This window comes from Streptomyces stoeckheimensis, assembly GCF_045822005.1.
Lineage (GTDB): Bacteria > Actinomycetota > Actinomycetes > Streptomycetales > Streptomycetaceae > Streptomyces > Streptomyces stoeckheimensis.
Genome location: NZ_CP169550.1, coordinates 8,370,130 through 8,382,640, shown reverse-complemented (window position 1 = coordinate 8,382,640; position 12,511 = coordinate 8,370,130). Strand labels below are relative to the sequence as shown.

Annotated in this window: 10 protein-coding genes; 7 read left to right on the top strand and 3 right to left on the bottom strand. The window is 72.8% G+C overall.

The features are described from left to right. Nucleotides 1–166: 166 nt before the first annotated feature. On the bottom strand, nucleotides 167–1,024 hold the full coding sequence (locus ACE1OC_RS37990) for a CAP domain-containing protein (RefSeq protein ID WP_407840855.1): 858 nt from the start codon (nucleotides 1,022–1,024) through the stop codon (nucleotides 167–169). Nucleotides 1,025–1,318: 294 nt separating this feature from the next. Here ACE1OC_RS37990 and ACE1OC_RS37985 point away from each other — a divergent pair, with 294 nt between their 5' ends. The 6 genes from ACE1OC_RS37985 to ACE1OC_RS37960 all read left to right on the top strand — a co-directional run bounded on the left by ACE1OC_RS37985 (nucleotide 1,319) and on the right by ACE1OC_RS37960 (nucleotide 8,620). Further along, nucleotides 1,319–3,817: an ATP-binding SpoIIE family protein phosphatase gene (locus tag ACE1OC_RS37985; RefSeq protein ID WP_407840854.1), complete on the top strand. Its 2,499-nt coding sequence runs from the start codon at nucleotides 1,319–1,321 to the stop codon at nucleotides 3,815–3,817. Between the two features lie 87 nt (nucleotides 3,818–3,904). Next, complete coding sequence (locus ACE1OC_RS37980; RefSeq protein WP_407840853.1) at nucleotides 3,905–5,197, top strand: pyridoxal phosphate-dependent decarboxylase family protein; 1,293 nt, start codon at nucleotides 3,905–3,907, stop codon at nucleotides 5,195–5,197. Nucleotides 5,198–5,315: 118 nt separating this feature from the next. Further along, entirely contained in the window at nucleotides 5,316–5,924 is a 609-nt protein-coding gene (locus ACE1OC_RS37975; protein WP_407840852.1) for a putative glycolipid-binding domain-containing protein, read from the top strand. Then, a complete protein-coding gene (locus ACE1OC_RS37970) occupies nucleotides 5,914–6,591 on the top strand; it encodes a GAP family protein (RefSeq protein WP_407840851.1) in 678 nt (225 codons plus the stop codon). Before ACE1OC_RS37975 ends, ACE1OC_RS37970 begins: the two co-directional genes overlap by 11 nt. A 155-nt stretch (nucleotides 6,592–6,746) precedes the next feature. Further along, complete coding sequence (locus tag ACE1OC_RS37965) at nucleotides 6,747–7,292, top strand: potassium channel family protein (protein WP_407840850.1); 546 nt, start codon at nucleotides 6,747–6,749, stop codon at nucleotides 7,290–7,292. After that, complete coding sequence (locus ACE1OC_RS37960; protein WP_407840849.1) at nucleotides 7,289–8,620, top strand: chloride channel protein; 1,332 nt, start codon at nucleotides 7,289–7,291, stop codon at nucleotides 8,618–8,620. The genes ACE1OC_RS37965 and ACE1OC_RS37960 overlap by 4 nt, the downstream gene beginning before the upstream one ends. Before the next feature lie 50 nt (nucleotides 8,621–8,670). Here the strand turns inward: ACE1OC_RS37960 and ACE1OC_RS37955 are convergent, their stop codons facing one another. Then, nucleotides 8,671–10,077, bottom strand: a complete 1,407-nt coding sequence (locus ACE1OC_RS37955) for a serine hydrolase domain-containing protein (protein WP_407840848.1) — start codon at nucleotides 10,075–10,077, stop codon at nucleotides 8,671–8,673. A 163-nt stretch (nucleotides 10,078–10,240) separates the two neighbouring features. Then, complete coding sequence (locus ACE1OC_RS37950) at nucleotides 10,241–11,299, bottom strand: PP2C family protein-serine/threonine phosphatase (RefSeq protein WP_407840847.1); 1,059 nt, start codon at nucleotides 11,297–11,299, stop codon at nucleotides 10,241–10,243. Between the two features lie 340 nt (nucleotides 11,300–11,639). Between ACE1OC_RS37950 and ACE1OC_RS37945 the strand changes: the two genes are divergently transcribed. Continuing rightward, nucleotides 11,640–12,380, top strand: a complete 741-nt coding sequence (locus ACE1OC_RS37945) for a hypothetical protein (protein WP_407840846.1) — start codon at nucleotides 11,640–11,642, stop codon at nucleotides 12,378–12,380. The last annotated feature ends 131 nt before the right edge of the window (nucleotides 12,381–12,511 follow it).

Genomic DNA, 12,511 nt, shown 5'->3' with positions numbered 1-12,511 from the left:
CATAGTGGCCGACCCGTTCGGCCGGCCGTCACCGCCTCCCCCGTAACGAACCCGCCCCGCCGGACGGCCCCGGATGCGCGGGGAAACGCAGACGTCCTCCTGGCCCGCGTACGGGTCGGAGGACGACGTGTGCCGGGCCCCGCGGGTGCGGGGCGGGTGAGGGGGTCTACTTGGCCGTTCCGAAGTTCTGCGTCCACCAGGGGCCGCCGTCACCCTTGTGGAAACCTATGCCGATCTCGCGGAAGCCGCAATTGAGGATGTTGGCCTTGTGGCCGGGGCTGTTCATCCACGCGTTCATGACCGCGGCGGCGTCCGCCTGGCCGCGGGCTATGTTCTCGCCCAGGCGGGACCAGCCGTATCCGGCGGCTTCCACGCGGGTGGTCATGGTGGACCCGTCGGGTCCGGTGTGGGACATGACGCCGCTGCGGGCCATGGTGTCGCTGTACGCCCGTGCCGCGGCGCTCAGCTTCGCGTTCGCGGTCACCGCACCGCACCCGGCCGCGGCCCGCTCCTTGTTGACCAGGGCGAGGACCGCCGACTCCACGGCGGAGGAGCCGGAAGAACCCGAGGAGCCCGAGGAACCGGAGGAGCCCGAGGAACCGCCTGAACCGCCAGAACCGCCGCCGGTGGTCGCGGTGGGCGTACGGGTGGGCTTGGGCTTGGCGGCCGGTGCCGGGGCCGCGGGGGCGGAGCTGCTCTCCGGCGCCGGCTTCGTGGGGGCGGCGGATCCCGTGGAGTCGGTGCCGGGCGCCGCCGACGGCATCGCGCCCGTCGCGGACGCGGCGTCGGCGGAGAGCGCGGGGGCGGCGGAAGGGGAGGATTCCGCCGCCGCCCCGCCACCGGAGACCGCCGCCCGGGCCTTCGCCCCGGTGGTTCGTGCGCCGTCGCCGGAGGCTGCGACCGCGACCCCGACCGCCACCACCGCGCCCGCCGCGGTGAGGGACAGCACGATGCGCGTACGCACCGTCTTCTTCCGCCGCGCCTCGACGCGGGACGGAGTTCCGGGGGTTCTGCTGCGGCTCATGCCTGGGGGACCTCTCGGCGAGAAGGGGGAGACGGCTGACCCGAGCCTAGGGTGGTGACCAGCGGAAATGGTGATTCGGAGGCGTTCTTCAAGGTTCCTTAAGGAAGCCCGCAGGGTGTGCACAGGAACGGGACCGCTCACCGGGGCGTCAGCAGGGGCGCGCACCGGGCGGACGCTCGCGAGACACTTTGACTGACGTCTGAAGCGGTACCGGATGGTGCAACGCGTCTGGCTGCCGTTCCGGACATCGAGCAGCATGGGGACAGCGGGACCGGGCTGACGAGATGGGCACGCATGCGCGCCACGGAGAGCAACCAGGATTATCCCTTCGCCGCCACGAACACGGCCGCGGCACTCCTCGACGGTGCCGGGACGATCGTCGCCTGGACACCGGCGGCCGAAGCCCTCCTGGAGCGCCGGTCCGCGGACGTGTGCGGCCGCCCGGCCCACGAGCTCCTGGCGGACCCGGATCCGGGCAGCTGGCAAGCGGTGCTGGCGCAGGGCGGCCAAGCGGGCAGGGGCGGGGACGGTTGGGAGGGCCGGGCCACCCTGCGGCACGGCTCGGGGCGTGAGCTGGAGATCGGCTTCCGCGCCATCCCGCTGAACGACGGCGTACGGGGGAACGCGGGCCGCTGCCTCGTACTCGGCGCGCCCCTGGAGCTGGTCGCCCGATGGCGGCAGGACCACGCCTTCACCCAGGAGCTGTTCCTGCAGGGGCGCGTGGGCCTGGCCGTCTTCGACGCCGACCTGCGCCTGCTGCGGACCAACACGCACCTGTTGCCGTACACCGGGGTGCCCGTCGAGCTGAAGGGCAGGCGCCTGTCCGACTTCCTGTGGGCGGCGGACGCGCGGACCATCGACGACCGGCTGCGGGAGGTCCTGCACAGCGGGCACCCCCTGATCGGTTTCAACACGACCGCGCGCACCCTGGACGACCCCCGAGGGGGTCGGATCGTGACCATCCAGGCGTTCCGGCTGCAGCAGCCCGACGGACGTCCGATGGGGGTGGCGGCGGTGTTCACCGACGTCACCGACCACGAACGGTCGCGCGGGCGCCTGGACCTGCTGTACCGCGCGACCGGAGCGCTGGGCGGTTCGCTGTCCGTCCTGCGCACCGTCGAGGACCTGGTCGGCGTGCTGGCGCCCTCGTTCGGCGATTGCGCCGCGGTGGATCTCGTGGAGACCGTTCTGAGCGGCGGTGAACCACCCGCCGACGGGCATCATCTCCCGCTGCCCCTGATCCGGATGGCCGTCGCCGGAGCGGACGCGGACGCGCTGCGCAAGGGGACGACCCGGTTCGCGGCTCCGCTCGCCACAGCCGTCGCCCACCCGGCGGCGACCGGGGCGGGAGGGTCCGAACCGGCCGGGCCCGAGGACCGGGAATGCCGGGGGGAGCTGATCACGCTCCTCGGAGCGCGACCCGCGGAACCCGGGAGCGACCCGCCGAAGTGGGCCACCGCCGTCCCGGGTGCGCACTCGGCGATGACGGCGCCGCTGTGCGCACGGGGCATCGGGTTCGGAAGGCTCACGCTCTGGCGCACGGGGGACACCGCACCGCTGGAGCCGGACGACCTGGCACTCTTGGAGGAGATCGCGGCCCGTGCGGCCGTCGCCGTGGACAACGCGCGCCGGTACACCAAGGAACGCCGCACGGCGGTGGGCCTGCAGCGCAGCCTGCTGCCGCCGGCCACCGCGGAAACACCCGCGGTGGAAGCCGCCGGCCTCTACCTGCCGGCCGACGCGGACAGCGGAGTGGGCGGCGACTGGTTCGACGTCATCCCCTTGTCGTCGGCCCGTGTCGCCCTGGTGGCCGGGGACGTCACCGGCCACGGGCTGCACGCCACGGCCATGATGGGGCGCCTGCGCAGCGCCGTACGCGCGATGGCGGACCTGGAACTGGAACCCGAGGAACTGCTGGCGCACGTGGACGACATGGTCCTGCAGGTCGGCGCCGAGGCCGAGAGCGACGCCGCCGAAGACGCAGACGCGGGCACGCCGGTGCCCGGCGGACCGGCCGGGGCCACCTGCCTGTACGCCGTCTACGACCCGGTGACCCGCAGCTGCGTCATGGCGAGCGCCGGACACCCGCCCCCGGCCGTGGTCGGCCCGGACGGAACCGTGGAGTACGTCGAGCTGAGCCCCGGCCCGCCCCTGGGGGTCGGGGGCTGGCCCTTCGAGGCGGTCGAGCGCGAGCTGGCGCCGGGGAGCGTCCTCGCCCTGTACACCGACGGGCTGATCGAACGCGGGGAAGGCGACATCGACCAGGGCATGCGCGATCTGGCGGACCGGCTGCTGCGCGCGGACGTACTCGGGCGGCCGCTGCGCGAGGCCCGCCACGACATCGTGGCGGGGTTGCCGCCGGGCAGGCTGCGGGACGACGTCACCCTCCTGCTGGCCCGTACCCGGGTGGTGGATCCGGGCGCCATCGCGACGTGGCGGCTCGACGCCGACCCGGCGGTCGTCGCCGACGCGCGCCACCTCGTCCTGGCGCAGCTGACCGCCTGGGATCTCGACGAGCTGGCCTTCAGCACGGAGCTCATCGTCAGCGAACTGGTCACCAACGCCATTCGGCACGCCGGCGGCCAGGTCCGGCTCCGGCTGATCCGGGCGGACACCCTGACGTGCGAGGTGTCGGACTCCAGCAACACGCAGCCTAGGATGCGGCGCGCGAGGAGCTCCGAGGAGGGCGGGCGTGGCCTGTACATCGTCGCCCAGCTCTCGCACCGCTGGGGCAGCCGCTACGCCCGGGGAGGCAAGACCGTCTGGTCCGAACAGAGCCTGCCCCTCCCCTGACGGTCCCGGTCCGGGGAGGGGCAGGGCCGCCGGACCCGGTCCGGGCGTGGCTTGCGGGGTGGTGGCTCCTGCCTCATAGTCCGAGGTATGGACGCGCGCGAGGCAGCGCTCCGACGGGCCCACGACCATGCCGTCCGCTGGCTGGCGAGCCTGAACGACCGCCGGGTTCCCGCCCGCGCTTCGGTCGACGAGATCGTGCGCGCGCTCGGCCGCGAACTGCCCGCCGCTCCCAGTGCACCCGCCGATGTCGTCGACCTGCTCGCCACGGCCTGCGAACCGGGGCTCACCGCGTTCCCCAGCGGCCGCTTCTACGGGTTCGTGATCGGAGGCACCGAACCGGCCGCGCTCGCCACGGACTGGCTCGTCAGTGCCTGGGACCAGAACTGCGTCTTGCACGCCGCCTCGCCCGCGTACTCGGCGGTGGAGGAGGTCGCCGGGGCGTGGCTGCTGGATCTCCTCGGACTGCCGGCCGACAGCGCCGTGGGCTTCACCACCGGGGCCACGATGGCCAACTTCACCTGCCTCGCCGCCGGGCGCGACGCGGTGCTGCGGCGCGCCGGCTGGAACGTCGCTCGTGACGGACTCACGGGCGGGCCGGGCGTACGGGTCCTCGCAGGCGAGGACCGCCACATGGCCATCGACCTGGCCCTGCGCTACCTGGGACTCGGGCAGCCCGAACTGATCACGGCGGACGGGCAGGGCCGCATCGAGCCCGCGGCCCTGCGGCGCGCCCTGGCGGCCGGCGGGCAACGCCCCACGCTCGTGATCCTGCAGGCCGGAGACATCCACTCCGGGGCCTTCGACCCCTTCGTCGAGGCGATCGGTGCCGCTCGCGAGGCGGACGCGTGGGTGCACGTGGACGGCGCCTTCGGGCTGTGGGCGGCCGCGTCTCCCCGGTACGCGCACCTGACGGCGGGCTGTGCGGACGCCGACTCCTGGGCGACGGACGCCCACAAGACCCTGAACGTCCCGTACGACTGCGGCCTCGCCATCGTGCGCGACCCCTCCGCGGTCCGGGCGGCGATGGGTCTGCGCGGCGACTACCTCATCAGCACGAGCAGGGCGACCCCACCGACAAGGTCCCGGAACTCTCCCGGCGCGGCAGGGCCTTCACCGTGTGGGCGGTGCTCAGGTCCCTCGGCAGGTCCGGGGTGGCCGACCTCGTCGAGCGGCTGTGCGGGCACGCCGCCGCGTTCGCCGAAGGCATCGCCGGGACGGACGGCGCGACCGTCCTCAACGACGTGGTGTTCACCCAGGTCTGCGCCGAGTTCGGCGACGACGCGCGCACGGAGCGGGTCCTCGCCCGACTGCTCGACGACGGCACGGCCTGGATCAGCGGCTCCACCTGGCGCGGGCGTCGCGTCATGCGCATCTCGGTGAGCAACTGGTCGACGACCGACGAGGACGTGGCGCGCGCACTCGACGCGATCCGGCGCGCGTCCGCCGGCACCTGACGCGCATCGCGTCAGCCCGGCCCCCGGGCGGATACGGTGACGGCATGAGCGGACCCCGGCGCCTCGCGCGCACTTGGGAGGTCTTCCCCGGCTCGGGCTATTCGACCGCCTGGGTCGACCTCGGCCAGGGCGCCCTGACCGCGCGCGGGCACGCCGTCGGTCGGGACCCCGAGCCGTACTGGCTGACGTACGCGCTCGAAACCTCCGACGGCTACGTGACCTCGCGGCTCCACGTGACGGTCGAGACGGCGGCGACGACCCGCGCGCTGGACCTGCGGCACGCCTCCGGACGCTGGACCGTGGACGGCGCGCACCGCCCCGATCTCGACGGCGCGCTCGACTGCGACCTGGGCCTCTGCCCGATGACCAACACCATGCCCGTGCTCCGCCACGGCCTGCACCGGCAGCCCGGAACCGGCCCGCACCACTTCCTCATGGCCTGGGTCTCGGTCCCGGACCTCGCCGTCGAGGCGAACCGGCAGACGTACACGCACCTCGGCCGCGCCGAGCACGGCACGCGCGTCCGCTACGAGTCCGGCGACTTCCGCGCGGACATCGCCTTCGACGACGACGGCCTGGTCCTGGACTACCCGTCCCTGGCGGCTTCGCTCCCATCAGTCCGACCCGGGGTGCGCGGCGGCCATGCTCCTTGACCTGTTCTTCATCGGCCTGGTCATCACGCTCTACCCGCTCCCGATCATGGCCTTCGTGCTGGTGCTGTCGGCGCCCAGGGGCGTGTGGAAGGGGTTCGCGTTCCTCCTCGCGTGGTTCGCCTGCCTCGTCGCGGTGATCGCCGTCGTCATCCTCCTCACAGGTGGCGAACCGCCTCCGCCCCGGTCTCCGCCTTCCGACGCCGCTCACGCGGCGAAACTGGCCATCGGCATCGGCCTGGTCCTTTACGGCGAGCACCGGCGCCGCAGGCGCCGCAAGGTACCGACTTCCCCGGCACCTTCCCGGTCCGATACCTCAGGAGGCGGCTCGCTCACGTCCCGCATGGATCAGGTCACCGTGTGGTCGGCGGCCGGACTCGCCCTGCTCCTGCAGCCCTGGGGCATGGTCGGTGCCGGAGCGGCCACCGTCGTCGAGGCGGACCTGTCCCGGAGCGGGTCGTACCTGGCCCTGCTGGCCTTCTGCATTCTCGCCACGTCGAGCCTCCTGGCCATGGAGCTGTACATGGTGTGCGCGCCCGACAGGGCCGGGCTCGCGCTGACGAACCTGCGCGCATGGCTGTCGGGACACAAGGACCCGGCCGTCGTCGTCACCTGCCTCGTCCTCGGGGTGTGGCTGGCGGGCAGGAGCCTTTACGAGCTCACGCGCTGAACCCGGAGATGCAGGAGGGGCGGGCGGGGCGGGCGAGGCGGGCGAGGCGGGCGCTTCCGGAGATGCAGGTCACCGCGACGGATGCTGCAATGTCCTGAGGTCCCTGCCCGCCGAGGGACGCGCCGCAAGATCCCGGTCCGGTGCGAGGAGTGGTCATGAGCGACGACGAGAGTGGCGGGCGCCGAGCGCCACGGCTCCGTCGGCTGCTGGCGGGTTGCCTGCTCCGTTCGGTCGGATCGGTCGTCCTGCTGACCGCCCTGTTCTATCTGGTCCCGCTGGAGGGCGGGTTCGGCGTCCTCACCGTCGCGCTCCTGGTCCTCGGGCTCGCGCTGTTCGGCGGTCTGGTCGCCTGGCAGGTCTCCGCCATCGCCCATGCGGAGTACCCCAGGCTGCGCGCCGTCGAGGCGCTGGCCACCGCCGTGCCGCTGTTCCTGGTCCTGTTCGCCGCGTCGTACTTCCTGCTCGCCGAGGAGGTGCCGCCGTCGTTCTCGGAGCCCCTGACCCGGACCGACGCGCTGTACTTCACGGTGACGGTGTTCGCGACCGTGGGCTTCGGGGACATCTCCCCCACCACCCAGGTCGCCCGCGCCTTGACCACCGCTCAGATGGCCGCCGACCTGGTCGTGGTGGGCGTCATCGCCAAAGTCCTCTTCGGCGCCGTCAGGATCGGAATGCGAAGGCGAGGGGAGGACAACCCATGACGGAGCCGCACCCCCGGTCCGACCCGTCCGCCACGGGGACCCAGCCGCAGGAGGCGGAGGTCCTTCGGGACCTGCTCCGCAGCCCCGGCTACCTCAAGGCGCTCGTCCTCTGCGCCGTCATCGGCATCCCGGTGTCCCTCGCCGCCTTCTGGTTCCTCGTCGGGCTGCACGAACTGGAGCACGCCTTGTGGGCGGACCTCCCCCGGGCGATGGGCTGGGACGTCCCGCCCTGGTGGTGGGCCCTTCCCTTGCTGCTCGTCGCAGGAACAGGGGTCGGCCTGGTCGTCACGCACCTGCCCGGCGCGGGCGGTCACGTCCCCGCGTCCGGACTGCACACGGGAGGCGCTTCGTCGGCCGCCCTGCCCGGAGTCCTGCTCGCCGCGGTGGCGAGCCTGCCGTTCGGCGCGGTGCTGGGGCCGGAGGCCCCTCTGATCGCGCTCGGCGGCGGCCTGGCCCTGGTGTTCCGCGACCTCACGCGGGCACCGGCGACCCCGCAGAGCACGGTGCTCCTGGGCGCGGCCGGAGCCGCCGCGGCCATCTCCGCGATCTTCGGCAATCCGTTGATCGCCGCGGTGCTGCTGATCGAGGTGGCGGGCGTGGGCGGGCCGCAGCTGTTCGCGGTCATGCTGCCGGCCCTGCTGTCCAGCGGCGTCGGGGCCCTGGTCTTCACCGGCCTCGGACGGTGGACGGGACTGGCGACGGGGGATCTCTCCCTGAAGCTCTCCCTGCCGTTCCCCCGCCTGGACGTGGCGGACGTGCTCTGGGCGGTGGTCATCGCCGTGGCCCTCGGCCTCGTGCTGCACCCCCTGCTGGCCGGGGCCCGGGCGATCGGCTCGTACGTCGCGGCACGGCCCCTCGTACGGACCGTCCTGTGCGCCGTGGGCGCCGCGGCCTGCGCCGCCCTCTACGCGCTGATCACCGGGCGCTCACCCGGCGACGTCGTCTCGTCGGGCCAGGCCGGCCTCGCAGGACTGGCCGCGGACCCGCACGCCTGGGGCGTCGGCGCCCTGTGCGCCGTCCTGCTGTTCAAGGGCGCCGCCTACCTGCTCTGTCTCGGCAGCCTGCGGGGCGGCCCCGTGTTCCCCGCGCTCTTCCTCGGAGCCGCGGCGGGGGTCCTTCTCGCGCCCCTGCCGGGCCTGGGCGTCGTACCGGGCATGGCGGCCGGCATGGCGGCGGCCTCGGCCACCACGCTGCGGCTGCCGGTGAGCAGCGTGGTGCTCGTGATCCTGCTGCTCGGCAGCTCCGCCATGATGCCCGTCGTGATCCTGGCGGCCGTGGTCGCCTTCGTCGTCACCGAGCTGCTGCCTCCCGGGCCCGCCGTGGCGTAGCGGGCGCCGGAGAGACGCAGCGGGTGCGGACGGCCGACGGGGGGTGACCGTCAGGTGGTGCAGAATTCCGCCGCCAACATGCCGTTCAGGCTGTACAGCTCCCAGAGCGGCCAGTCGCCGTTCATGTTGAGCACGAGGGCGTGGCTGCCGTCCGCCGTGGAGTAGAGGTAGCTCAGCGAGCCGAATCCGCCGCCGTTGTGCCCGTACAGGACGACCGTGGAGCCGTCCCGGCAGGTGATCGTGCGGCGGGTGAGCCCGAGTCCGTAGTCGGCCTGGACGGCCTTCCAGGGGCGGCTCGCGTACCAGTATCCGGGCGTGGCCTTGTCGCCCGAACTTACCGTGCTGATGGCCGGGTTGACGATGCACTCGGGCCAGGCCCGGGCCGGGTCGCAGGGGATGCCCGGGAGTGGGGAACCGGGGGCCCCGGCCCCGGTGGGGTTCAGGTCGGTCATCATCTGCGCGAGCTGCGCCGGGGGCAGGAGTCGGCCTGCGAGCAGGGCGCGGATGAAGGTCACCAGGTCACCGCTGGTGGACACGATGGCGCCGGCGGCGCCGCCGATGGACGGGTTCCAGTCGGCGGCCGGACGGGAGAGGTGGCCGAACACCCCGCGCGGCCGGAGATAGTTCGTGAAGAACTGGTCGTGCGGCGTCGGCAGGGTGGCCGTGGATCCGGGGAGCACCGTGTGGGTGAGGCCGAGCGGCTGGATGACCCGGCGGGTGACCTCGTCGGCCCACGGGTGTCCGGTCACCCGCTCGATGACCATGCCGAGCAGGACGTAGTTGGTGTTGCTGTAGTGCATGCCGGTGCCCGGAGCGAACTGCGGTCCGTGGGAGGCGCCTTCGTCGACGAGCTGCTGGGCGGAGTAGTCGGGAAGGTTGGGGAAACTGCTGCCGGCACTCGCCAGCACCCCCAGGTCGCCGAGGTAGTTGAAGACTCCGCTGGAGTGCTGGAGCAGGTTCCGTACGGTGATGGGCGGGCTGCCGGGCGGCGGGTTGAAGCATTGCCCGGTGCTCGGGTTGCAGCCCGCGACGGGGTTGGTCTTCAGGACCGGGCCCAGCAGGCCGAACACGTCGTCGTCGAGGCTGACCATGCCCTCGGCGACGAGCTGGAGCACGGTCGTCGCGGTGAAGATCTTGGTGATCGAGGCGGCCCGAAAGGGGCTGTCCGGATTGCGTACGGGGGTTCCCGCGTCCGTGGCTCCGGTACCGGTCCAGGAGACGCCGTCCTTGTAGGTGCGGGCGATCACCCCGGGGATCCCGTCGCCGCCGACGGCGGTCCCCGCCTCGGCGCGCAGGGCGGCGAGCAGGGGTTCGTGGCTGTCGTGCGCGGCGGCCGGCGTGGACGGCAGGCCCATGGCCACGACCAGCACGGTCGCGGCGGCCACCACGAGGCGGCCCCGTGTGGTGCGTGCGGTGCGCGTGGTGCGTCCGGTGTGTGCGGTGCGCGTTCGGCGCATGCCTCTCATCGCTCTCCCCCGTGTCGACACCGCCGGGCGGAGCTGCCCGGCAGCGGCGAAGCTACGCAGGGGCGGCCTACAAGGGAAGGGCCGTGGGCGGGCGGGTCGGACCGGGCACGTGGGCCGACCGCGGCACGCTCAGGTCGACCGCGACGGTCCCTCGTCAGTCGAGCCGGTCCACGAGGATCATCGCCACGTCGTCCGTCAAGCGGCCCTCGGTGTGCCGGATCAATGCCGTGTGCACTTCGTCCAGGAACTCCTGTGGGGAGGTGTCGCGGGGTATCTCCTCCATGGTCTGCGCCAGGGGGAGGAACTCGTTGGCACCGTTGCGGGCTTCGATCACGCCGTCGGTGTAGAGCAGCAGCCGGTCACCGGGCAGGAACGGGAAGCTCTCGGGCTCGGCGGGAGGGCCGTCGACGAGGTCTTCGAGTCCGAGCGGCAGCAGCGGCACGGCGGGCATCAGAGCCCGGACCCTGCCCCCGCGCAGCAGCAGCGGGGGCGGATGGCCGCGGTTGACCAGGTACACCACCGGTTCGTCCGACACCTGGGCGATGAGCGCGGTGGTGAATCCCTCCATGAGGACTTCGGGAAGTTCCGTCTGGGAGTAGGTGCCCGGCACGGCGGCCTCTCGCCGCAGCGCGGCCGCGCAGTGGTTCATGACCTCCTGCACTTCGCCCTCGTAGTGCACGGCCTCCCGGAACGCGCCCAAGGCCACCGCGACCGCGCGGATGGCGGACAGCCCTTTCCCCCGGACGTCCCCCACGATCATGCGGACCCCGTAGCGCGTCTGCACCGCGTCGTACAGGTCGCCGCCCACCAGGGCCCCCGTCCCGGCCGTGAGGCACAGACTGGCCGTCCGTACCGGGCCCAGGAGTTCGGGGACGGGCCGCAGGACGACCTCCTGGGCCGCCACCGCGATCCGGCGGACCTGGTCGAGCTCGCTCTGTCTGCGCGTGCGCACCGCGTTGCTCAGGATGACGCCGGCCACCGACACCACGATGATCCCCAGGAAGTTGCCGATGATCAGCTGGGTCTGGGTTCCCCACGAATGGTTGTACGTGGCAGAGGTCGCGTTCACACTCGCGGCGAGGGCCGCCGCGGACAGCGTGCCCACCGGGCCCATCGTCAGCGCTGCCAGTGCCGGCGTCGTGGTGAGGACGGGCCCGGTGACCAGGTCGTGTGCGGGCGAGAGCTCGATCCCCAGCACGCCCAGCGCGATCATGAACGGCGCACACTGCGCCAGCGTGAACAGGAACGCACCGTGACCGCCCGCTCCCGGTCGAGAGGACGCTCCCGGCCGAGCGGGCGATCGAGGATGTGACCTCATGGGAACAGCCTGCCCCGCGGAAGCTGCCGGGGCCTCCTGGAAGCCCGTGACCAGCGGCTCCCGGACCGTGCCGAGCACCGTGCGACCCCCCGCGCCGCCGGCCGCCCGCCCGGACTGCGCCCGCCGCGGAGCGGACCTACGCTGAGCATGTGACGGCCGCATCGGAGGGCTGGCGATTGCGCGATCACGCCATCGCGGATGCCATCCGGCGGCGGCCGGAAGGAGGTGGGGCGCGATGTCCGCACCCCTGGCAGCCGCGGCCCTCAGCGCGGCCGCCGGAGCCGTCTGCTCGTTGATCCTCGTGGGCGCGGGAGCCGCCCGGGCCGATGACAACGGCATCGCCGACAAGAGCGCCCAGGGCATCGCGGACGCCTCTCGTGAGGCCATGTCCGGCGTCACGTCCATGCGCATGGTGGCCGAGGTGACCGACAAGGCGGGCACCACCGCTCTGGACCTCCGGTTCGACGTAGGGGGCAACTGCGTCGGCGCCGTCACGCCTCCCGGTGGTTCGGGCACGGCCCACATCATCAAACGCGGCGACGACGTGTGGATGAAGCTCGACGACGCCCTTCTGCGGGCGCAGATACCGGGCTTCGCGGCCGAGGACGCGATCGCACTCGTCAACGGCCGCTATCTGCACGGCACTACGCACAGCTCCCTGTTGCGCGGCTTCGCCGACTTGTGCGACCTGGACTTCTTCAAGAAGGAGTTCTCCTCGAAGCCGTCGAACGAACAGCTGACCAAGGGATCGCGGACCACCGTCGACGGCCGCCCGGCCGTCACGGTCACGAGCCGGCACGACGACGAGACGGGCACGTACCAGGTCTCCACCGAGGACAAGCCGTACCTCCTGCGGATCCAAGGCACCGAAGCGCCCGACAAGCGGGTCGAGGCGTCCTTCTCCGCCTTCGACGAACCCGTCCCGGCCGAGCCCCCCGCGCCCGCCGACTCGGTGGACGTATCCCGGCTCCAGTAGCTCAGGCTCCAGTAGCTCAGGCTCCAGAACATGAATGGCATAGCCATCCAATGGTCGGCGCAATGCGAATGAAATCGACTGATGACGCCGTCGGAAATCGATCTCCCTTCCAGCGAGGGCAGCGGCCACCC